This window comes from Sphingobium sp. (assembly GCA_035196065.1).
GTDB lineage: Bacteria > Pseudomonadota > Alphaproteobacteria > Sphingomonadales > Sphingomonadaceae > Sphingorhabdus_B > Sphingorhabdus_B rara.
In genome coordinates this window covers 2188918-2211508 of sequence record CP136575.1, presented here as the reverse complement: position 1 = coordinate 2211508, position 22591 = coordinate 2188918, and the positions used below count along the sequence as shown (strand labels likewise).

Here is a 22591-nt window from a genome sequence, read left to right as displayed (position 1 = left end):
TAGAACGATGCTTCTCGCTGTCGACAATGGCAATACCAACGTCAAATTCGCTTTGGTCGATGATGGTGGCAACATCGTGCAACGATGGCGCATTGCCACAGACGCCCGTCGAACTGCCGACGAATATGCGGTCTGGCTCGATCAGTTGCTTCGCATGGAGGGCCATGCGCGCAGCGACGTAAAGGCGATGATCATCGCTACGGTTGTCCCGCGGGCGCTGCACAATCTGCAGGTTCTCAGCCAGAAATATTTCGGCATTGATGCGCTCGTTGCGGGAAGGGAACCGGTCAACTGGGGAATTGCGCTAAAAGTGGACGAACCGCGCGCTCTAGGGGCGGATCGCGCGGTCAACGCCATTGCCGCGCAGGCGCTGGAGCCGGAAACCGACAAGATTGTCATCAGCTTTGGAACGGCCACAACCTTCGATCATATCGGTGCCGACGGCTCCTATCTGGGCGGTAGTATCGCGCCGGGGATCAATTTGTCGCTAGATGCGCTCTATAATGCCGCCGCCATGCTGCCACGCATCGCCATCGAACCGCCGCCAACCGCCAGCGTAATCGGTCGTGATACGGTCGGGCAAATGCAGATCGGAATCTATTTCGGCTATGTCGGGCTTATCGAAGGGCTACTGTCGCGCATGAAGCAAGAGATCGGAAAGCCGGTAAAGGTGATTGCTACAGGCGGCCTTGCTGCGCTGTTTCAACAGCACAGCCATCTTTTCGACCGAGTTGAGCCTGATCTCACCCTGCGCGGGCTTGCTAATCTCTACGCAAACCGCGAAGGCGGGGCATGACAACTCCCAAAAACGAATTGCTTTTCCTTGCCCTTGGCGGGTCGGACGAGATTGGAATGAATGCCAATCTTTACGGCTGCAATGGCAAATGGCTGATGGTCGACCTTGGCGTCACCTTTGGCCATGAAGATTATCCAGGCATTGATTTGATCATGCCCGACCTTGAGTTTATCGAAGAGCGTAAGAAGGACTTGCTTGGCATCGTCCTGACGCATGGCCATGAAGATCATATCGGCGCCGTGCCATATCTTGCGGCTGATCTTGGTGTCCCGCTTTACGCGACGCCCTTTACTGCTGAACTGGTGCGTGGAAAGCTTGTTGAACAAGGGCTCACCAACGAGGTGGATCTGCACGTCGTCCCGATGGAGGGCATGATCGACCTTGGACCGTTCAACATCCGGTTTGTGCCGTTGGCGCACTCGATCCTAGAGATGAGCGCGCTTGTTATTGATACGCCGCATGGCCGTGTTTTCCATACCGGCGACTGGAAGCTGGACGAGAACCCCGTGATTGGCGAGCCGGCAAGTGCAGCAACGCTGACCGGAATTGGTGACGAGGGCGTGCTGGCGATGGTCTGCGATTCGACCAACGTCTTCAACGATAAGGAAAGCGGCAGCGAGGCAAGCGTACATGCGGACCTGCTGAAGCATGTGACCGGTGCGCGGGGTAGGGTGGTCGTTACCACTTTCGCCTCTAACACGGCACGGTTGCAGACACTGGCTGATGTGGCCCGCGAAAGCGGCCGCAAGCTTTGTTTCGCCGGGCGTTCGCTTCACCGCGTTGTCGAAGCATCACAGGCCACCGGTTATCTGAAGGATTTGCCCGAACTGGTTGATATGGACGCGGTTGATGCATTTCCGCGCAATCAGGTGATGGTTGTAGCGACGGGTGGTCAGGGCGAGGCAAGAGCTGCGCTTGGCCGGATCGCCGAAGGAAACCATCCTGTGAAGCTGGAAGAAGGCGACACGGTGATATTCTCTTCCAAGCAGATTCCCGGCAATGAAATGGCGATCGGCCATGTGATGAACCAGCTTGCCCGGCGGAACATTATAATGGTCACCGAGAAACAGGCGCATGTGCATGTCTCGGGCCATCCCGGCCGCAGCGAACTTGCGAAACTTTATGAATGGGTGCGCCCTGAAATTCTGGTTCCTGTCCATGGCGAGCGCAGGCACATGGCGGAGCAGGCGCGTTTTGGTTTGCAGCAGGGCATCTCCAAGGCCATTGTCCAGTCAAATGGCGACGTCGTTCGGCTTGCGCCACGTGGCCCTGAAATTCTCTGCCGCGAAAGAACCGGTCGGCTTGTGCTTGATGGCGATACCATCATCGCCGCCAATGGTGAGACGATCGCCCAGCGCCGGCGCTTGTCATGGTATGGTGTAATAAGCGTCGCGGTTGCCCTAGGCAGCAAGAACCAACTGCTGGGTGAGCCGGTCATCCGGTTGTTAGGTGTTCCCATTGAGGAAGATATTGACGATTTCCTTGATGAGGCCTGTCGCGCAGCCGAAAAGGCAGTACGCGACTGGCGTGGAGATTTGGTCAGTCTACGGGAGAATCTACGTCTTGCCGTTCGCCGTGTAGCGACTAGTTGGACAGGTAAGAAACCTATCGTGGAAGTGTTGGTGGTGGAAACGGCATGAACTGGGTATCAATATTAGCAATCTACCTGCTTTTCTGGGTGCTTAGTGCCTTTGTCGTGATGCCAATTGGCATTCGCACCCATGAGGAACTGGGTCTTGAAAAGACGCCAGGGCAAGCGGACAGCGCGCCGGGCAATTTTCGCCCCGGCTTGATCCTGCTGCGCACGACCGGCTTGTCGGCGGTTCTGTTTGGACTGTTTTACGTAAATTACATTTATGGCTGGGTTGATCGCCATAGTTTCGACTTCATCATCAATCCGCCAGTGTCGCAGAACAGCCCGACCGGATAAATTTCGCTTTTCGCTGGACGCACGCAATTTTGTGTGAAAAAGCGGCGACATTATGAAAGCGCTTTTTGCTCTCTCGCTTCTTATCCGACTTACGCGCCCTTAGGCGCGCAATGTTGCTCGGCCATGCCGGGCCACCGCCTAAGGGCCTTTTGACCAGCCAAAAAACTTTCGGGCCCCGCCTGACCAGAAGCATTTGAGAGCATAGCATGTTGAATGACCCCAGCCGCAAATACCGGCCTTTCCCACAAATTGACCTGCCCAACCGCCAATGGCCCGACAGGACCATAGATAAGGCGCCGCGCTGGCTTTCTACTGACCTACGCGATGGCAATCAGGCGTTGATCGATCCTATGGGGGCAGAGAAAAAGACGCGCTTTTTTGATCTCTTGCTGAAAGTCGGCATCAAAGAAATTGAGGTCGGTTTTCCGAGTAGCGGCGCGACCGATTTCGATTTCATCCGCAATCTGGTCGATAGCGGCCGTATTCCGGACGATGTTACGATACAGAGCCTGACCCAATCACGACGTGATCTTATCGAAAAGACGTTCGAAGCTATGGCGGGCGCGAAAAAAGCGATCGTTCATCTTTATAATGCCGTCAGCCCGGCATGGCGGGAAATTGTTTTCGGCCTTGATCAGGCTGGTGTGAAGGCAATCGCGATCGAAGGCGCAAATATCCTTGCCGAACAGGCGGCAAAATATCCGCAGACGGATTGGCATTTTGAGTACAGCCCCGAAACATTTTCGACGGCCGAAATCGATTTTAGCATCGAGGTATGTGCCGCCGTTATGGACGTTTTGCAGCCGACGCGGGACAAGCCGATTATCTTCAATCTGCCGGCAACGGTCGAGGCATCGCTGCCCAACATCTATGCCGATCAGATCGAATATTTTGCGCGGCACATCCCGAATCGCGATAGCGTCGTGATCAGTCTGCATACGCATAATGACCGGGGCACCGGTATCGCTGCAACCGAACTTGGCCTGTTGGCGGGGGGGGACCGTGTCGAAGGATGTCTGTTCGGCAATGGCGAGCGTACCGGCAATGTCGATTTGGTCACTGTCGCGCTCAACATGTACACGCAAGGATTACACCCTGGCCTGGATTTCAGCGATATCGATGAGGTGATCCAGACGGTCGAATATTGCAACCAGTTGCCGGTGCATCCGCGCCACCCCTATGCCGGCGAACTGGTGTTCACCGCCTTTTCGGGAAGTCATCAGGACGCGATCAAGAAGGGTTTTTCTGCACAGGAACGGCAGAATGATGAGTATTGGCGCGTTCCCTATCTGCCAATTGATCCTGCCGATCTTGGCCGCAGCTATGAAGCGGTGATCCGCGTCAATTCGCAAAGCGGCAAAGGTGGTGTTGCCTGGGTATTGGAGCAGGATTATGGACTGAAGTTGCCGAAGCGCATGCAAGCCAATTTCTCGACCACAGTGCAGGAACTTTCCGATACAACCGGCCGCGAGTTAACGGCGACTGATATTTGGGGCGCGTTTGAAAGCCGTTATCACCTGAAGGGTGACGGCCGTTTCCGCCTGATCGACTTTCAGGAAAGCCAGAGTACGCGGCAATCGAATGAGCGGATGTTTGTTGGCAAGGTGCGCATCGATGGCGAGGAAGTCTCCGTTAACGGGCGCGGCAACGGCCTGATTTCGAGCCTTGCCAATGCGCTGGAACCTTCTCTCGGCGGTCCCCTGCATATCATCGATTATAGCGAACATGCGATTGGCCACGGTACTGACGCGCGCGCCGCGGCTTATGTCGAATGCCGGATTGGTGACGGACCGATATTGTTCGGTGCCGGAATCAGTCAGGACGTTGCGACCGCGAGCGTCCGAGCGATTTTGAGCGCGATCAACAGCGCCTGACCCTACGGCAAGGGGATAGTAATTTCGCCAGTTTGACAGCCCTTTAAAAGCGGGGTTAACGGGCTTTAATCGATCGATTAAAAAGGATTCGCACATCATGGCCTTACCGCCGATTTTCGACAATCTTCGCCTTCCGCTCATCGGATCGCCGCTGTTCATTGTGTCCGGCCCGGAATTGGTGATCGCACAATGTAAAGCCGGCATTGTCGGCAGTTTTCCGGCGCTCAATGCCCGACCGCAGACGCTGCTCGACGAATGGTTGCACCAGATTACCGAAGAATTGGCGGCGCATAACAGGGACAATCCCGATCGTCCGGCAGCACCCTATGCCGTAAACCAGATCGTCCATAAATCGAATGACCGGCTTGAGGCGGATATTGCCACTTGTGCCAAATGGCAGGTGCCAATCACGATTACGTCTTTGGGTGCGCGTGAGGAACTGAACCAGGCCGTTCATGCTTGGGGCGGGATCACGCTGCATGACGTGATCGATGATCGCTTTGCCCGCAAGGCCGTCGAAAAAGGCGCCGACGGGCTTATCCCCGTTGCTGCCGGTGCAGGTGGCCATGCCGGCGTCACTTCTCCCTTTGCGCTGGTGCGCGAGATCCGCGAGTGGTTTGACGGCCCTATCGCGCTGTCTGGCTCGATTGGCCATGGCGCTTCCATCCTTGGTGCGCAGGCGATGGGCGCCGACTTTGGTTATATGGGCAGTGCTTTTATTGCGACCAAAGAAGCCAATGCAGTCGAAGGTTACAAGCAGGGCATTATCGAAGGGGTGGCATCCGATATCGTTTATTCGGACCTGTTTACCGGCGTTCACGGCAATTACCTTGCGCCGTCGATCCGTGCAGCTGGTCTGGACCCCCAAAATCTTCCGAAGGGCGATTATTCGACAATGGACTTCGGATCAGGTGGCAATACCGAGAAAAAGGCCTGGAAGGATATCTGGGGTTCCGGTCAGGGCATTGGTGCGATCAAGAACGTGCAATCGGTGGCGGAAATGGTTGACCGGCTTGAGGCGGAATATCGCGAAGCCAAGGCGCGGCTCGACGCTATCTACCACCGGGGCTGGTAAGCATATGGGCCCCCCTCGCTGTGTCGGGGGGCCAAATCATTTGATCAATTCTGCTTCTCAAAAGCGACACTGATCCGCAGTTTCACGTCATCGCCCACCATCGGCACATATTTGCTCATGCCCCAGTCGCTTCTGCGAAGCGTGGACACGGCGTGAAAGCCGATCGTTTGCTTCTTGTTCATCGGATTGGCGCCAGCCCCTTCAAAGCGGGCTTCTAACTCGATGGGCTTGGTCACGCCAAGCATGGTCAGGTCGCCTTTGATCGTCGCTTTCTGTCCATCGACCATCACATTCGTCGAGACGAACCGGGCGCTTTCGTAAGTGGCGACGTTGAAAAAGTCTGCCGTCTTTAGATGATCGGTCAGCCCTTGACTTGATGTCGCGACCGAGGCGATGGGGATGGTCACATCGACCTTGGCGGCAGAAAGATTTGCCGGGTCGATTTGCAACGTCCCCTTCACATCGCCAAACAGGCCGAAATAATCATTAAAGCCAAAATGATTGACCTGCCAGTTTATCTGGCTGTGGTTTGCATCGACGGCGTAGGTGCCTGCGGCTACCCGTGCGGCATCGGCAATGCCGGGCAGAGTTGGTTTATCCTGCTGCGCGAAAAGTGGGACAGCAAGAATCAGGGGCAGGACTAGCAGGGCTTTGCGCATCGTAAGGCTCCAAATAAAAAGGGATGCAGCAGTGTTGCTGCATCCCTTTGCATGTCAATCCCGTTGCGACAGGATGATTAGTTCTTCGCCTTGTCGACCAGCTTGTTCTTGGCGATCCAAGGCATCATCGCACGCAGGCGAGCACCTGTTTCCTCGATGGGATGCGCAGCCGCAGCTTTGCGCGCAGCTTTCAGTTCGGGCTGGCCGGCGCGGTTGTCGAGCACGAAATTCTTGACGAAGCGGCCTGACTGAATGTCTTCAAGAACACGCTTCATTTCCCACTTGGTTTCTTCGGTGATGATGCGCGGACCGGTGGTGATGTCACCATATTCAGCGGTGTTCGAGATCGAATAGCGCATATTGGCAATGCCGCCTTCATAGAGAAGATCGACGATCAGCTTGGTTTCGTGGAGGCATTCAAAATAGGCCATTTCAGGCGCATAGCCAGCCTCCACCAGTGTTTCGAAACCGGCTTGAATAAGGTGGGTGATGCCGCCGCAGAGCACGGCCTGCTCACCGAAGAGGTCGGTTTCGCATTCTTCGCGGAAGTTGGTTTCAATGATGCCCGAACGGCCGCCGCCGACAGCGCTTGCATAGGCAAGCGCAACGTCATGGGCATTGCCCGATACGTCCTTGTCGACAGCGATCAGGCAGGGCACGCCGCCGCCTTTTTGATATTCGCTGCGCACGGTATGGCCCGGACCTTTCGGTGCGATCATGATCACGTCGAGATCGGCGCGGGGCTCGATAAGGCCGAAATGGATGTTGAGGCCATGGGCAAAGGCCAGAGCGGCACCCTGCTTCATATTGGCGTGCAGATCGTCCGCGTAAATCGCTGCCTGATGTTCATCGGGAGCAAGGATCATTACCACATCGGCCCATGCCGCTGCTTCGGCATTGGCGAGGACCTTGAAGCCTGCACCTTCAGCCTTGGCTGCAGTGGCCGAGCCGGGACGAAGCGCAATTGCGACTTCCTTGACGCCACTGTCGCGCAGATTTTGAGCATGGGCATGGCCCTGGCTGCCATAGCCGACAATGGCGACCTTTTTGTCCTTGATCAGTCCAAGGTCGCAATCGGCGTCGTAATAAACCTTCATGTTCTCGCTTTCCCTTATTCAAACACCGCGATCCCGAGCTTGTCGATGGGCGCTTCGCGGCAGGACGTGCTTCGACAGGCTCAGCACTATGGTTTAGTTTTCAATCTAACTCGCATTGGCTCCACGCATGAGCCCGACAATCCCGGTGCGGCCGACTTCGACGAGCCCGACTTCTCGCATAAGCGCGACGAAAGTGTCGATCTTGTCCGGTCCGCCTGTGATTTCGAAGATGAAGCTGGAAACCGTCGCATCGATCACGCGCGCTCGATATATATCGGCAAGGCGCATGGCCTCCACCCGCTTGTCGCCGGTTCCTGAAACCTTGACGAGTGCGAGTTCGCGTTCGACATGTGGGCCGGCATCGGTGAGGTCGGTGACCTTATGAACGGGAATCAGGCGCTCGCACTGCGCGATGATCTGCTCGATCATTTGCGGCGGGCCCTTGGTGACGATCGTGATACGGCTCACCTTATGGTCTTCGGTAATGTCCGCCACAGTAAGGCTGTCAATGTTATAGCCACGTGCTGTGAACATGCCGGCGATACGCGCCAGCGTGCCCGCCTCATTGTCGACAGTGAGCGTTAGCACATGCCGTTCGGCTATTTCCTGCTTGATCCGCATGATTACACCAATGCCTTTGCTTCATCATCCATCGTGCCCGAAACCTCATCTGAATGGAGGATCATTTCGGTGTGGGCAGCGCCGCTGGGGATCATCGGAAAGCAATTGGCAGTCTTGGCCACACGGCAGTCGAACATGACCGGGCCGTTGTAAGCGAGCATTTCCGCGATGGCATCATCCAGCTTTGCCGGATCATCGCAGCGTATGCCTTTCCAGCCATAAGCCTCTGCCAGCGCAACGAAATCGGGTAGGCTGTCAGAATAGCTTTCCGAATAGCGGCTTTCATAGGTCAATTGCTGCCATTGGCGCACCATGCCCATCCATTCATTGTTGAGGATGAACACCTTGACCGGAAGGCGATATTGCGTGGCCGTACCCATTTCCTGGATGTTCATCTGGATAGAAGCTTCGCCAGCGATATCAATGACAAGCGCGTCGGGGTTGCCCATTTGTGCGCCGATCGCCGCAGGCAAGCCATAGCCCATCGTGCCAAGCCCACCACTGGTCAGCCATTTATTGGGGTCCTGAAAATGGAAATGCTGCGCCGCCCACATCTGGTGCTGGCCGACTTCGGTGGTGATTACCGGTGCCCGGTCCTTTGTGGCGTGGTAAAGCCGCTCGATCGCAAATTGCGGCATGATCTCGGCGTCGCTTGATGGATAGTTCAGCGATCCGACCGACCGCCAGCCTTTAATGCGCGCCCACCATTCAGAGAGATCTGCGCCCTGCAATTTGCGGCTGTTCCAGACGGTGATCATCTGGCGGATCGTCTTGCCGACATCGGCAACGATGGGCAGGTCGACGCGCACTGTCTTGTTGATCGAACTGCGATCGATATCGACATGGATCTTGATGCTGTTTGGCGAGAATGCGTCGAGCCGACCTGTCACACGATCATCAAAACGGGCGCCGAGGCAGACCATGACGTCGCACTGGTTCATAGCCATATTGGCTTCATATGTGCCGTGCATGCCGAGCATGCCAAGCCAAGCCGGATCAGATGCCGGAAATGCACCAAGGCCCATCAGGGTCGATGTGACAGGAACTCCCGCAAGGGCGGCAAGTTCACGAAGAGCAACGCTAGCATCTGGCCCGGAATTGATGACGCCCCCGCCGGTGTAAAAAATCGGCGCCTTTGCCTTGGCGAGCAATTCAACCGCCTGCGTAACTGCGGCGAAATCAGCATCGCCTGGGGGTTGGTAACGTTGCGGAACCTTTTGGCTGTGCCGATCAAATTCCGCGCTGGCCACCTGCACATTTTTGGGAATGTCGATGACGACAGGGCCAGGGCGACCGTGCATTGCGATATGGAAAGCCTCGGCAACGACCGTTCCCAATTCGGCAGGATCTTTGACGAGATAATTATGCTTGGTACAATGCCGCGTGATGCCGATGGTGTCGGCTTCCTGGAAAGCATCGGAGCCGATCAGGTTGGTTGCAACCTGGCCGGTAAGGATGACCAAGGGGATAGAGTCCATGAATGCATCGGCGATGCCGGTGACGGCGTTTGTAGCACCGGGGCCGGATGTGACAAGAACGACGCCCGGTTTTCCGGTCGAGCGCGCATAGCCCTCTGCTGCATGGGCAGCGCCGGCTTCGTGGCGGACGAGGACGTGCCGGATTTTTGAATGCTGGAAAAGCGCATCATAAATGGGCAGCACAGCGCCGCCGGGATATCCGAAAACGGTGTCCACACCCTGCGCGAGCAGGGCTTCGATCAATATGTCGGCGCCGCTTTTTTCGGGCACAAAACCATCCTTCATCCAGAAGAAGCTGACCTATGTTGCGACGCAGCAAGGTTGGCAAGAGCGGGCTCGTTACGGATTAGAAAATGGCATGTCAACCCTTAAATACGTAATAATCTTTCAATTTGTTCGATTTTAGAGTCATTAAATGCCTCTTCATGCCGCGTCCAATCATCCGGAGGTTGATTGCGGAACCAGGTATATTGCCGTTTTGCATATTGGCGAGTTGCAGCCTGACCACGCACAACCGCTTCGTCGCGGTCAATATGACCGCGCAGCATCGCTGCAATTTCGGGCACACCGATTGCCCGCAGCACCGGTGCGTCGGCGGGAAGATCATATTTGAGCAATGCGTCCACCTCTGCGACTGCGCCACCGTCCATCATGGCGGTAAAGCGCCTGTCGCAACGTTCGTGAAGCCAATCACGCGGCGGAAGCAGGACCAACGCCGAAAGATCAACCTCTGCCGCAATGCCCCCACTTTTCGCTTCACGCCAGGCAAGGATGCTCCGCCCGGTGGCACGGACTACCTCTAACGCACGTTTTATTCTGCTGTCATCATTGCCGGAAAGGCGTGCCAGCGAGGATGCATCTTCAGCGGCAAGCGCTTCACGAGCCTCGGTAAGGGTCATTTGGCGGACATGAGCGCGTATATCGGCATCAATTTCGGGGATGGGGGCAATGCCATCCAGCAAAGTTCGAAGGTAAAGGCCCGTCCCGCCGACCAGCAGCGGTAAACGGCCTTGATCCCATGCCAGGGCAATTTCCGTCTTGGCGTCTGCTGCCCATTGCGCGGCCGAGCAGGTAATGCGCCCATCAAGATACCCGAACAGCCGGTGCGGGACTTGCGCCATTTCGGCAGCTGTCGGTTGTGCACTCAGAACGGGCAAGTGGGCATAGACTTGCGCACTATCGGCATTGATGATCGTCACAGCGTGGCGCTGGGCCAGTCGCAATGCCAATGCGGTCTTGCCGCTTGCTGTAGGACCGGCAATAACGCCCAGCCTCTTCATCGGATTCGTCATGCCCGCAGCTTCTTCCACAAATGTCGCCACACTGATAGCGGCAGATCGCCTGAACCATGGCATGCTTTCTGAAGCAGCTGACCGTCTGCGTGAGGCTGGGCTTGAGCCCGTTGATCCTGAATGGCTCGATGCCGATCATGCTGCTGATATTGGCTTTGAAGGCGAGCTTACAGGCGGACGTACCGCGTTAAGCCCCATGGAAACCGCCGCAGATATTGCGGTTCAGCCTGTTGCTGCACGCCGCAAGATGTTGCTCGTTTCCGATATGGACAGCACCATCATCACGGTCGAGTGCATCGACGAACTGGCCGATTATGCCGGGATCAAGGCCGAGATTGCCGAGATTACAGAACGCGCGATGCAAGGGGAGCTTGATTTTGAGGGTGCATTGCGTGCCCGCGTCGCGCTTTTAAAAGGCTTGCACCGGGACAACATAACGCAGTGCATCGATGATAGGGTGCGATTGACGCCCGGCGCTGCCGAATTGCTGGCCACCATGCGCGGTTGGGGTGCCCATGGCCTGCTGGTTTCTGGTGGGTTCACCGACTTTGTCGCGGCAGTGGCCAATATTGCAGGTTTTGACAGCATGGCTGCCAACCGGCTTGGCATCTCGGGCGACTTGCTTGACGGCACGGTAACGGGTTCGATTGTCGATGCTGCGGAAAAAGCGCGGCAATTGCTTGCTGCATCAGCGAGGCTTGGCATCAACCCCGGCCACATCCTTGCAGTCGGTGATGGTGCCAATGATTTACCGATGATCGAGGCGGCGATTGCGGGCGGCGGAATTGGCGCCAGCTATCATGCAAAGCCGGCGCTTGAGGCCAAGGCGAACTTTGCCATTCGGCACAATGATCTTACCGCGCTGTTATATATTCAGGGCGTGCCGCGCAGCCGATGGAGTGGCTGAGCCGATGTTAATGGTCTGACGGCGGTGGCAGGGGCGCAGATGGATTGACCGGTTTCACCAGCAGCACGAGCGGCATGATTGCCAGAACGATATAGAACAACAACTGGAAATCGCTGAGATAGGCGATCATGGCAGCCTGTCGGTTGATCTCCATGTCTATGATCCGCAAGGCAACATCGCCCAACCCGCCCCAGCGATCCGCCGTTGCAGGGTCGATGATACCAAAGCTGGAGGAAGTGATATGGCTGCCCAGTTCTTCATGGTTGATCTGCATGCTCCGGGTCAACATTGTCACGCTGATTGAAATGCCCAGACTGCCGCCGAGGCTGCGTGCCAGATAAAGAACGCTGGACGCATCAGTCCGCATAGACAGGGGGATCTTTGAAAAGGCGACGACATTTGTGGGCATGAAGGTAATTCCCATGCCAACCCCCTGTACAAGACCGGCGGTTACGATCTCGTATCCGCCCATCTCCAAGGTCCAGCCTGTCATCATCCACATCGACGCAGCCACAAGTGCAAATCCGATGAAGATGATCCAGCGGATGTCGAGATGGTTGATCAGGCGTCCGGCCACTACCATTCCAATCAATATGCCGCCGCCGCGCGGGCCCAGCAAGACGCCGGTGTCGATCACGGAATAGCCGTAGATAGTCTGCAGCATTGGCGGCAGGAGGGCGAAGGTGCCGATCATCATTAGTCCGATGAGCGCCGCAAACATCATCGCCGTCAGAAAGTTGCTGTTCCCGATCACAGCCGGATCAAATAGCGGGTTTTTGCGTGTCATGCTGTGGACGACGAACATCCAGAAAGCGGCGATCGCTACACCCAGTTCGATGATGATTTCCCAACTTTCGAACCAGTCTTCATGCTGTCCCCGGTCAAGCATCAGTTGCAGCGAGGCGAGCGCGAGCGCAAGCATTGCGAAACCGAAAACATCAAGTTTCCGGTCGGTAATCTTGCGCGAGGGCAGTAGCCACCAGAGGATCAGCAGCGTCGGTATTCCAATCGGAAGGTTGATAAAAAATACCCAGCGCCAATTGTAGCTTTCGGTCAGCCAGCCTCCGATCATAGGCCCGAAAATCGGGGCAATCATAATTCCCATGCCCCAGATCTGCATCGCCTTGGGCGCGCGTTCAGGGGGATTGATGTCGAGCAAAATGGTTTGCGAAAGCGGGCCAATAAAGGCTGCGCAAATTCCCTGAAAAACACGGAATAGGACCATCTGCGTCAGGTTGGTTGCAATGCCGCAGAGCATGGATGCAACGATGAAGCCTGCAACGGCAAATAGGAACAGCCGCCGCGAGCCGACCCTGTCGGATAGCCAGCCCGCAGCAGGCATGGTCACAGCGGTTGCAAGAATGTAGCTGGTGAGTACCCAAGTGACGCTGTCGATCGATGCGCCTAGGCTGGTCTGCATGTGCGGGATGGCTACATTGGCGATTGTTGAATCGAGGATCTGGACAATTGATGCGCCCATCACGGCAAGCGTCAGCAACCCGCGATGCTTGACAGGCAGGGCAGCCGTGCCCGGCTGAGGCAGATTATTTGCTGGTGTCGATGCGGACATGCGCAGACAGTCCGGCTATCATTTGCCGCCTTGATTTTCCTATGATCTCGATGCGCACGGGGACGCGCTGGGTGACTTTGACCCAGTTGCCGCTGGCATTTTGTGCGGGCAGCACAGAAAATTCCGATCCTGTTCCTGCACCGATGCTGGCAACGCGGCCTTTCAATTTCAAATCGGGATAGGCATCGAAACGGAGCTCGGCAGGCTGGCCGACCCGCATTTTGGCGAGATCGGTCTCCTTGAAATTGGCCTCAACCCATCCATTGCCATCGGTGACAATAGTAAGCGCAGGCAAGCCCTGCACCATCATTTGACCGAATTGCAGACGTTCCGCCTGGCTTACTATGCCGCTGGCAGGGGCGCGGACTTCTGCTTTGCCAAGATCGAACAGCGCCTTATCCCGCTGCACTTGGCCCGAAAGAACGCCGGGATTGATACCCGGTGCAGCAGCGCCTGTGGTCAGTGCTGCGCGGGCCATGCGGGCATCGCCTTCGGCGCGGGCAAGCCGGCTGCGCGCTTCGGATAAGGCATGTTCAGCGGCCTGCATACGTGCCTTGGTCGTAAAACCGCGCTCCATCAACGCCGATTGGCGTTTGAATTCCTCGGTATAAAAGGCGACATCTTCGCGCGCACTGTCAATATCGACGCTGCTGTTGCCAAGATCGGTCTGCATCGTGATGACCTTCACCTGAGCAGCGGCAATCGAGGCCTCTGCCTGTGCGACCGCAATACGGAACGGTTCTGGATCGATGCGGAACAGAAGGTCGCCTGCAACGACATGCTGGTTTTCGCTTACCGCAACTTCGACAATGCGGCCGCCAATTTCAGATGCAACCGAAACCTTTTCCTGCTGCACATAGGCATTGTCGGTTGAAACATAATGGTCATTGGCAAGATAGTAGACGATTCCGCCGACAAGCAGCACCAAAGGCAGCGACAGCAGCAATGCAAGGCGCAGCCATTTGCGCATCGGCTTGTCCGTTTGACCTGTTTCCGCCTGTGCCATGCTTTCGATCCGTGCGTCAGCCTCAGCCATGGGTGGTCTCCGCAGATTTGCGTGTCAGATTCGATCGTATGATATTTAGCATTGTTTCCAGCTCTGCCTGCTGCGTCTGGTTCAGCCCGCTGACTGCATCGTCATACAGCGAAAGGGCGGTCGGGCGCAGTTCTTCGAGTTTCGATTCGCCTTTTTCGGTGAGGTGGATACGCCAGGCACGCCGGTCCGCAGGGTCTGCGCGGCGCTCGACCAGACCCGCCTCTTGCAGCCTATCGATCATTCGCGCCGCGGTGATAGGTTCTACGTCCATCATTTCGGCAAGGGTTACCTGGGTGCTGCCGCCAAAGCGCAACAACAACCCCAGCACGCGCCACTGCGCGCGGGTCATGCCCTGGGTTCGGACACGTTCGTCGAATGAACGCCGCATCAGTCGCGCGGTGTCGCCGATCAGAAAACCAAGATCTTCACTCATAGCAAACGATATAATAGCAATGCTTATTATATGCAATGCGCTTGTGCGCTTGGGATTTCCTTGTATCCCGGCACAATGACCGAAACATTCACCGGCGGGTGCCAGTGCGGAAGGGTGCGCTATGCGCTCACGCTCGAGAACCGCAACGCCTATCTTTGCCATTGCAGGATGTGCCAGCGGGCAACCGGTGGCGTGGCTGCGGCTTTCGTCAACATGCGCAAGGAGCAGCGGCAATGGCTGTCGGAGCCGGATTGGTATGCCAGCTCGCCGATTGCGCAGCGTCCCTTTTGCAGCAGGTGCGGGACGCCTTTGGGGTTCGAATATCCCGACGCCGAAAGATGCGATGTCACTTTGGGCAGCCTGGACGATCCTGATGGTTTCATCCCCACCAGCCATTTCGGCGCAGAGTCCATCCATGAGGCATGGCTTGATACGCGCGCGCTCGACAGGATGCGCTGCGATGAATATCCGTCACTGGTCGAAAGATGGAAAAAGGCTGACAAATGAGGGAATATCGGGTTGCCGCGCATGATGGCGTCGAGATTGCGGTAAAGGAACTGGGGGAAGGGCGTCCGCTAATCCTTATTCATGGCTATATGAGCGATGCGGATACCAACTGGATCCGCTACGGCCATGCCGGCTTGCTGGCGTCATCGGGCTATCGCGTGATCATGCCTGACCTGCGCGCACATGGGCATAGCGACAAGCCGCATGATCGCGCACTTTATGGACGCGATATTCTGGCGGATGATCAGTTTGCGTTGCTCGATCATCTGGCGCTCGCGGATTTCGACCTTGCCGGCTATTCGCTTGGTGGGCGCACCGTGGCGCGGATGCTTGCCCGCGGTTGTCGGCCGCGCAAGGCCATCATTTCAGGGATGGGCCTGAAGGGGCTGACCGATACCGGGACGCGGGCAAGCCATTTCCGCCATGTCTTGACCCATTTGGGCGAACATCCGCGCGGATCGGCGGCATTCATGGTCGAGGCATTTTTGAAGACAACGGGCGGCGATCCGGTTGCGCTGCTCAATATCCTCGACAGCTTTGTCGATACGCCGGTGGAGGCACTCGCCGGGTTCGACCTTCCGGTGGGCGTGATTTGCGGGGACGACGACGACGACAATGGGTCTGCAGCCGCTCTCGCAGATGTGCTGCCTCAGGCTGCATTGATCGCTGTTCCGGGCAATCATATGAGCGCAGTGACCAAGCCCGAATTGGGGCAGGCCATGGTGGAGTATCTGGCATCATGACGACAGCGGGCGAATCTGCGCAGGAAAAAACTTTCTGGCGGCTATGGCTTGGCGGATTGCTGCTGCTCGCGGTGATGATTGCGATCAACCCCTCGCTTTCCAACGAAGTCGCGCCCTTCGGGATTAGCGATCATCAGGCGGCAGCCAGTGCGGCGAAGGTCAATCTGATCCAGCAACAGTGGCAGGCCGATGGCGTGCTCTGGCTGGCACAGACCAGCATGGCGATCGATCTGATCTTCATTGCCATATATGGCATAGGTGCAGCCACGGGCGGGCAGATGCTGCGCGGCCATGCCTCGCCCCGGGTGCGGCGGTTGGGCAATGTGGTTCTGGGCGCGGCGGTGGTTTTCATCGTCAGCGACTATTCGGAAACAATCTGCCAGTTCATCCAGTTATTGGAAGGCCAAGGCACGGACAGTTTTGCCGCGCTGGCGGCGGCGGCGCGGCCGATCAAGTCGATCGCTTTCATGATCACGCTGTCCGCTCTGCCAGTGGCGCTCTGGCTTCGGCGAAGGGCAGACCGTCCGTCTTGACCTGCATCCGACGCAAGCGCAGTGCGTCTGCATAGATTTTGTTCGGGGAGTTTCGAAATGAAGAAATTTATATCAACACTGGCGCTATCAGCCGCGCTGATGGCCACACCGGTCATGGCGCAGGAAAATGCGCCGACTGTCGCCGATGCAGAGGCTTTTGTTGCGAAAGCCGAAAAAGACCTGTTCGGCTTTTCGATAGAGGGCGGCCGCGTTGCATGGATCAACGCAACCTATATCATCGACGATACGGATGCGCTGGCAGCGAAATATGGCGAGGTTGGCACCGAAAAAGCGGTTCAATATGCACTTGAAGCGGCCAAATATCAGGCTGTACCCGGGCTGACTGCCGAGACCCGGCGTAAACTCGATATATTGCGCGGCGGCCTTGTCTTGCCCGCACCGACGCGCGAGGGCGCGGCAGCCGAGCTGGCGACCATCGGCACCCGTCTGCAATCCTCTTACGGCAAGGGCAAGGGCATGCTGAAGGGGCAGCCTATCAGCGGCTCCGACATCGAAGCCGAAATGGGCGCCAGCCGGAACCCCGAAGAATTGAAGGAAATGTGGGTCAGTTGGCACGACAATGTCGGCCAACCGATGGGCAAGGATTACGCCCGGATGGTCGAAATTGCCAATGACGGCGCGACCGAGCTTGGCTTCAAGGATGTCGGCGCGATGTGGCGTTCGGGCTATGACATGCCAGCTGATGAGTTTGCCAATTTGACCGACAAGCTGTGGCTGGAAGTGAAGCCGCTTTATGACGAGCTGCACACCTTTGTACGCGGAAAGCTGAACGCCAAATATGGCGATGCAGTGCAGGCCAAGACCGGCCCGATCCGGGCGGATTTGCTCGGCAATATGTGGGCACAGGAATGGGGCAACATATACGATATTGTTGCGCCCGCGGGTTCGGGCGATATCGGCTATGATATTGGCGATCTGCTGAAGGCGAAGAATATCGACGAGATCGGCATGGTGAAGATTGGAGAGGGCTTTTTCTCTTCACTCGGCTTTGCACCGCTGCCCCAAAGTTTTTACGCGCGTTCGCAATTCCTGAAACCGCGTGACCGCGAAGTGGTTTGCCATGCGTCTGCGTGGAATATCGACAATGTCGACGATCTGCGCATCAAGATGTGCATCAAGGTCAATTCGAGTGATTTCGTGACGATTCATCACGAACTCGGCCACAATTACTACCAGCGCGCCTATAACCAGCAGAGCTATCTGCACTTGAACGGCGCGAATGACGGTTTCCATGAGGCGATTGGTGATGCCGTGGCCCTGTCGATCACGCCCGAATATCTTGTTCAGATCGGCCTGCTCGACAAGGACAAGGTACCGAGTGCGGACAAGGATACCGGCCTGCTTTTGCGTCAGGCGATGGACAAGGTGGCCTTTCTGCCTTTTGGCCTGCTGGTCGATAAATGGCGCTGGGGCGTGTTCAACGGTTCGATCGCGCCTGCCAATTACAATAAGGCATGGACTGATTTGCGCCGCCAATATCAGGGTATCGTTCCGCCCGCTGAACGGCCCGCCAATGCATTCGATCCGGGTGCTAAATATCATATTCCAGGGAACACGCCCTATACGCGTTACTTCCTCGCGCGCATCCTGCAGTTCCAATTCTACAAGGCCGCTTGCGACGCAGCCGGATGGAAGGGGCCGCTGCACCGCTGCTCATTCTATGGGAACAAGGATGTCGGCAAGAAACTCAACGCGATGCTCGAAATGGGCGCGTCCAAGCCCTGGCCCGATGCGTTGGAAGCCTTCACCGGCAGCCGCGAAATGTCAGGCAAGGCGATGCTCGATTATTTCAAGCCGCTGATGGATTGGCTTAAGCAGCAGAATAAGGGCCAAAAAAAGGGATGGTAAGAAGCATGCAATTCGCTTCTGTAGTGTGCTTAGCCGCAGCAGCTCTGCACGCGACAGAGGACCAATACTCGATGTTTTTGGTCAGTGTCCCAGCGGGTGTAGCCGAACCTAAAGAAGCTCAGGCCGAAGTTAAATTTGTGAGTAATGGCTATATCCTCGGGCCCAATAATTGCATTGTTACAAAAACGAGCGGAAGCGCATTGGCAGACAAACAGGCATGCAAAACGGTCATTTTTCGCGCCGCGAGCAAACCTGTCATTTCCAAAGCTCCCGTTTGGATAGCCGATGTTCCAGCGGGCTTCGTTCCCCCGCAATCGCTATCAGGAAAACCGCCGATTTCGACGGATGATTATCCTAGCAATAGTCTGGTCAATGGCGAACAGGGGACAGTTGTCGTCCGGCTCATCGTCGGCGTGAACGGTAAAGCGAGAGATTGCACAATTGCTGCAACCTCCGGTTATCAAGCATTGGATAATGCTGCAAAGTGGAAGCTGTGCCGCTCTTTGAAACTTCGGCCAGCAATGGTCGACGGCGTTCCCGTTGAGTCTATCAACTTCACCCAAGTCGCTTTCTACCAAGGCAACTGAGCGGACTATATCTCGGTTAGGCGTTCCGGGCCGTCAGCCCCCCGTCAACGGGGATGACGGCCCCGGTAACATAGCTTGCCGCGGGCAGGACAAGGCTGAGCGTCATGTGCGCAACCTCCTCAGGCCAGGCATAGCGGCGCAGCGCCGTGCGGCGATTGGCGAAAACTGCTTTGTCCGCTTCGCTGACCTTGTCGGTCATGCCGGTGCGGATAGGACCAGGGCAGATGCAATTGACGGTGATGCCTTCCTTGCCCAGATCGACGGCAAGTCCGCGGGTAAGCCCCGTAACGCCCGTTTTTGCAGCGACATAGGGCGTATCGCCCGGCGTGGCCCCCAGCCCTTCGGTTGAGGCGATGTTGACGATGCGCGCAGCGTCGCTCTTTCGCAACCATGGCAGGGCGGCGCGCACCATGCGCTGATGCGCGGTCAGCATTATCGCAAGCGCGCGGTCCCATATCATGTCATATTCGTTGCCAGCATCGAGCGGGCAAAATGCGGAAATTCCTGCATTGTTGACGAGGATATCGATGCCGCCGAAATGTCCGGTGATTTTTTCTACATTCAGCTTGATTGCATCATGATCGGCAACGTCAAGCGGGCAGGCCAGTGCCGTCCCGCCAGCCGCGCCAATTTCTGCCACCACTGCCTCGCATCCGGCGGTATCAAGATCGCACACGGCAACCTTGGCGCCTTCCGCTGCAAATAACAGCGCGGTTGCCCGCCCCATTCCGCCCGCAGCGCCAGTGACAATGGCCACACGGCCAGCAATCGAACGGGATAAAGGGGGGCAATCGTCCATGTAGGTCCTTAACGGAAAGGGGGTTCGTTAAATGCACGCAATTTGCGGCTGTGCAGGCTGTTGCCGGCTTCGCGCAGCAATTCACAGGTTTGGATGCCGATCTGCAGATGTGCGGCAATCGCCTCTTCATAGAACCGGTTGGCCTGACCCGGCAGTTTGATTTCGCCATGCAGTGGCTTGTCCGAGACGCACAGCAGGGTGCCATAGGGCACGCGGAAGCGATAACCTTGCGCCGCAATCGTTGCCGATTCCATGTCGATTGCAACCGCACGCGACTGGGAGAAGCGCAGTGCGCTGTCGGTATAGCGCAATTCCCAATTGCGGTCGTCGGTAGTCACAACCGTTCCGGTGCGCATCCTGCGTTTCAGGTTTGCACCGCTGGTTCCCGATACCTGCACGGCTGCAGCTTCGAGTGCTTGTTGCACTTCGGCAATGGGCGGGATGGGGATTTCGGGCGGAAGAACGCGGTCGAGAATATTGTCGTCGCGCAAATAGGCGTGGGCAAGCACATAGTCGCCGATCCGCTGCGTATCGCGCAGGCCGCCGCAATGGCCGATCATCAGCCAGACTTCGGGACGCAACACGGCAAGGTGGTCGCAGATATTCTTCGCATTGGAAGGGCCGACGCCGATATTGACCAACGTGATCCCAGTCTCACCATCGGCCATCAGGTGATAGGCCGGCATCTGATGCTTGCGCCATGTGCTGTCGGCAACCAACTGCGCATGGTCCTCTGTAGATTCGTCTACATACAGCCCGCCTGCACCTGAGAGTGCCGTGTAGCGTCCTTTGCCGACCTGCTGGCACGCCCATGCAACAAACTCGTCAACATAGCGATTATAGTTTGTGAAGAGGATATAGCGCTGGAAATGCTCCGGCGGGGTTCCCGTATAATGTTTGAGCCGGGCGAGCGAGAAATCGGTGCGCAATCCGTCAAAAAGTGACAGGGGCAGGCCGTTTTCATCTGCAATCAGCAGGCCGTCAGCGGCTTCGTCACCGATATGCGCAAGCTCGGTTGCCGGAAAATATTTGGATAGCTCGGTTGGTGAAACGTCGCCCAGATCGAGCCCGTCGAGCACATAAGGGAAGGGGATTTCCTGCCGTCCTGCGTGAACCTCCATCTGGATTTCGAATTGTTCGACCAGAAGTTCAATCTGGCTTTCCAGATAGTCACCGAATATTTCAGGACGGGTCAACGTGATGCGGTAAGTGCCGGGTTTTTCAAGGCGGCCAAATGCGAGGTTTGAGCCGCTCGATTTTTCAACGCCGTCATAACGGATCACGAGTTCTGGATAAGCAAAAGCACCATTTGCGCGGTCCACCGCGTTAGGCGCGGTACGGTCTTTCAAATAAGCGGCAAGTGCGGTGCGCAGGCGTTCGACTGATGCATCGTAACGCTGAGTAATCTGGCGGATTATGTCTTGTGTCTTTTCTGTAGCCATGAAGACGGTTTCCCTATTCTACGTCTTTTGGCAAGCAAAAAGGGCGGGAATGACCCCGCCCTAACGCTGGCATCATGGCTTTAACCACTTCGCCTTATGGTTGTTTCAGCCTGAGTTTAGAGCTGACCAAGCATATGGTCGGCGGAGCTGACCTTGAAATCGCCCGGAGCTTCGACGTTCAACTGTTCGACAACGCCATCATTGACGATCATCGAGAAACGCTGTCCGCGCTTGCCCATGCCGAAACCGCTACCGTCCATGGTAAGTCCTACGGCTTGGGCAAAATCGCCATTGCCGTCTGCCAGCATGGTGATGGCGTCCGAACCGCCCGACTTGTTCCATGCACCCAGAACAAAGGCGTCATTGACTGCGGTGCAGGCGATTTCATCAATGCCCTTGGCTTTCAGTTCATCCGCTTTTTCAACATAGCCGGGAAGATGGCGCGCGGAACAGGTCGGCGTGAAGGCACCCGGAACCGAGAAAAGCGCAACCTTGCGGCCAGCGAAATAATCCGAGCTTTGAACAGGCTGCGGTCCTTCTGCCGTTGCCTTCACCAGTTTCACGTCGGGGAGTTTATCACCTACTTTGATCGTCATGGCATTTCCTTCCTTGGCCAAATTATGAGCGTCGTCTGCCGCATAATGGCATGTGTGCTTCATGCAAATAGGGATTGTCTTTGTCGGTTCCAAGGTCCGCTTGTTGTTCGGACGTGACATTGGGGCAACAGGCCACATGGTTAATTTTGCTTCATTACACAGGTTGAAATTTCGGTAAACACGCTCCCGCATTGTCGCCTTTCCACGGTTGCTGGAGGGGTGTTGAAATGAAGAAGTTTACAGCGAGTATCGCGGCGGTTTTACTGACTGCTTCGCTGGTGGCGACACCGGCACAGGCATGTTGGACCAACGCCGAGCAAGATGCAGCACGCATCGCCAATATGAACCAGATGCTCATGGTTTCGGCACTTCGTTGCCGGTTCGGGAGCGATAACTTTTTGAGCGACTACAACCGGTTTGTGCGTCAGAATAATGATTTACTGGCGAGCCAGCACAATATCATCAAAGCGCGTTATGCCAGGACAATGGGCGAAAAGGCCGCTTTCGAAGAGCTGGACCGATTCATGATTGCGCTGTCCAACTATTATGGTGGCGGGAACGGCAGTCCTGATTGTGCGAAGCTCGCAAAGCTGTCGAACGAGCTTTCCCGTGTTCGGCAGGAAGCCAGCGCATTGGCGCGTTTGGCCGATGAAATTGTAGGCGTACCACGACAGGCTGCACATAATTGTTCCGTGGCGATCGCGTCACGGCGTTGAGCCTATACCATATAAAGCAATCTTTATATTG

Annotated in this window: 23 protein-coding genes; 12 read left to right on the top strand and 11 right to left on the bottom strand. The window is 56.5% G+C overall.

What is annotated here, in order from left to right:
- Positions 1–7: 7 nt before the first annotated feature.
- The 5 genes from RSE16_10560 to RSE16_10540 all read left to right on the top strand — a co-directional run bounded on the left by RSE16_10560 (position 8) and on the right by RSE16_10540 (position 5675).
- Positions 8–796, top strand: coding sequence for a type III pantothenate kinase (locus RSE16_10560; protein WRH75149.1), 789 nt, complete (start codon positions 8–10; stop codon positions 794–796).
- Positions 793–2436: a ribonuclease J gene (locus tag RSE16_10555; GenBank protein WRH75148.1), complete on the top strand. Its 1644-nt coding sequence runs from the start codon at positions 793–795 to the stop codon at positions 2434–2436. The genes RSE16_10560 and RSE16_10555 overlap by 4 nt, the downstream gene beginning before the upstream one ends.
- Positions 2433–2726, top strand: coding sequence for a DUF1467 family protein (locus RSE16_10550; protein ID WRH75147.1), 294 nt, complete (start codon positions 2433–2435; stop codon positions 2724–2726). The genes RSE16_10555 and RSE16_10550 overlap by 4 nt, the downstream gene beginning before the upstream one ends.
- A 206-nt stretch (positions 2727–2932) precedes the next feature.
- Complete coding sequence (gene leuA / locus RSE16_10545; protein ID WRH75146.1) at positions 2933–4600, top strand: 2-isopropylmalate synthase; 1668 nt, start codon at positions 2933–2935, stop codon at positions 4598–4600.
- A 97-nt stretch (positions 4601–4697) separates the two neighbouring features.
- Positions 4698–5675, top strand: coding sequence for a nitronate monooxygenase family protein (locus RSE16_10540; protein ID WRH75145.1), 978 nt, complete (start codon positions 4698–4700; stop codon positions 5673–5675).
- A gap of 44 nt (positions 5676–5719) precedes the next feature.
- On the opposite strand, the gene RSE16_10535 is transcribed toward RSE16_10540, so the two are convergent.
- The 5 genes from RSE16_10535 to miaA form a co-directional block, all read right to left on the bottom strand.
- Positions 5720–6334, bottom strand: coding sequence for a YceI family protein (locus RSE16_10535; GenBank protein ID WRH75144.1), 615 nt, complete (start codon positions 6332–6334; stop codon positions 5720–5722).
- Positions 6335–6411: 77 nt separating this feature from the next.
- The gene (gene ilvC, locus RSE16_10530; GenBank protein WRH75143.1) at positions 6412–7431 is read right to left on the bottom strand and encodes a ketol-acid reductoisomerase; all 1020 of its coding nucleotides are present in this window, start codon (positions 7429–7431) and stop codon (positions 6412–6414) included.
- A gap of 105 nt (positions 7432–7536) precedes the next feature.
- Positions 7537–8052: an acetolactate synthase small subunit gene (gene ilvN, locus RSE16_10525; protein WRH75142.1), complete on the bottom strand. Its 516-nt coding sequence runs from the start codon at positions 8050–8052 to the stop codon at positions 7537–7539.
- Between the two features lie 2 nt (positions 8053–8054).
- Complete coding sequence (locus RSE16_10520; protein ID WRH75141.1) at positions 8055–9815, bottom strand: acetolactate synthase 3 large subunit; 1761 nt, start codon at positions 9813–9815, stop codon at positions 8055–8057.
- 83 nt (positions 9816–9898) lie between these two features.
- The gene (gene miaA / locus RSE16_10515; GenBank protein ID WRH75140.1) at positions 9899–10822 is read right to left on the bottom strand and encodes a tRNA (adenosine(37)-N6)-dimethylallyltransferase MiaA; all 924 of its coding nucleotides are present in this window, start codon (positions 10820–10822) and stop codon (positions 9899–9901) included.
- Here miaA and serB point away from each other — a divergent pair.
- Positions 10821–11729, top strand: a complete 909-nt coding sequence (gene serB, locus RSE16_10510; protein WRH75139.1) for a phosphoserine phosphatase SerB — start codon at positions 10821–10823, stop codon at positions 11727–11729. The genes miaA and serB overlap by 2 nt on opposite strands.
- Positions 11730–11736: 7 nt before the next feature.
- Here serB and RSE16_10505 read toward each other — a convergent pair whose 3' ends face one another.
- Genes RSE16_10505 through RSE16_10495 form a run of 3 tightly spaced genes read right to left on the bottom strand, consistent with a single transcriptional unit; the run spans position 11737 to position 14768 of the window.
- Positions 11737–13299, bottom strand: coding sequence for a DHA2 family efflux MFS transporter permease subunit (locus RSE16_10505; GenBank protein ID WRH75138.1), 1563 nt, complete (start codon positions 13297–13299; stop codon positions 11737–11739).
- A complete protein-coding gene (locus RSE16_10500; protein ID WRH75137.1) occupies positions 13274–14335 on the bottom strand; it encodes an HlyD family secretion protein in 1062 nt (353 codons plus the stop codon). Before RSE16_10500 ends, RSE16_10505 begins: the two co-directional genes overlap by 26 nt.
- Positions 14328–14768: a MarR family transcriptional regulator gene (locus tag RSE16_10495; GenBank protein ID WRH75136.1), complete on the bottom strand. Its 441-nt coding sequence runs from the start codon at positions 14766–14768 to the stop codon at positions 14328–14330. The genes RSE16_10500 and RSE16_10495 overlap by 8 nt, the downstream gene beginning before the upstream one ends.
- Positions 14769–14843: 75 nt before the next feature.
- Between RSE16_10495 and RSE16_10490 the strand changes: the two genes are divergently transcribed.
- Genes RSE16_10490 through RSE16_10470 form a run of 5 tightly spaced genes read left to right on the top strand, consistent with a single transcriptional unit; the run spans position 14844 to position 19007 of the window.
- Positions 14844–15275 (top strand): GFA family protein, encoded by a 432-nt coding sequence (locus RSE16_10490; GenBank protein ID WRH75135.1) that lies wholly within the window; start codon positions 14844–14846, stop codon positions 15273–15275.
- Complete coding sequence (locus tag RSE16_10485; GenBank protein ID WRH75134.1) at positions 15272–16018, top strand: alpha/beta fold hydrolase; 747 nt, start codon at positions 15272–15274, stop codon at positions 16016–16018. Before RSE16_10490 ends, RSE16_10485 begins: the two co-directional genes overlap by 4 nt.
- On the top strand, positions 16015–16551 hold the full coding sequence (locus tag RSE16_10480; protein ID WRH75133.1) for a hypothetical protein: 537 nt from the start codon (positions 16015–16017) through the stop codon (positions 16549–16551). The genes RSE16_10485 and RSE16_10480 overlap by 4 nt, the downstream gene beginning before the upstream one ends.
- Before the next feature lie 57 nt (positions 16552–16608).
- Positions 16609–18420 carry a M2 family metallopeptidase gene (locus tag RSE16_10475; protein ID WRH75132.1) on the top strand — a complete coding sequence of 604 codons (1812 nt, stop codon included), beginning with the start codon at positions 16609–16611 and terminating at the stop codon, positions 18418–18420.
- A gap of 5 nt (positions 18421–18425) precedes the next feature.
- Positions 18426–19007 (top strand): energy transducer TonB, encoded by a 582-nt coding sequence (locus tag RSE16_10470; protein WRH75131.1) that lies wholly within the window; start codon positions 18426–18428, stop codon positions 19005–19007.
- A gap of 16 nt (positions 19008–19023) precedes the next feature.
- Here RSE16_10470 and RSE16_10465 read toward each other — a convergent pair whose 3' ends face one another.
- The 3 genes from RSE16_10465 to RSE16_10455 all read right to left on the bottom strand — a co-directional run bounded on the left by RSE16_10465 (position 19024) and on the right by RSE16_10455 (position 21844).
- Positions 19024–19806 (bottom strand): SDR family NAD(P)-dependent oxidoreductase, encoded by a 783-nt coding sequence (locus RSE16_10465; GenBank protein WRH75130.1) that lies wholly within the window; start codon positions 19804–19806, stop codon positions 19024–19026.
- Positions 19807–19814: 8 nt separating this feature from the next.
- Positions 19815–21248 (bottom strand): AMP nucleosidase, encoded by a 1434-nt coding sequence (locus RSE16_10460; protein WRH75129.1) that lies wholly within the window; start codon positions 21246–21248, stop codon positions 19815–19817.
- 116 nt (positions 21249–21364) lie between these two features.
- A complete protein-coding gene (locus RSE16_10455) occupies positions 21365–21844 on the bottom strand; it encodes a peroxiredoxin (protein ID WRH75128.1) in 480 nt (159 codons plus the stop codon).
- Between the two features lie 227 nt (positions 21845–22071).
- Between RSE16_10455 and RSE16_10450 the strand changes: the two genes are divergently transcribed.
- Positions 22072–22560, top strand: coding sequence for a hypothetical protein (locus tag RSE16_10450; GenBank protein ID WRH75127.1), 489 nt, complete (start codon positions 22072–22074; stop codon positions 22558–22560).
- Positions 22561–22591: the final 31 nt, after the last annotated feature.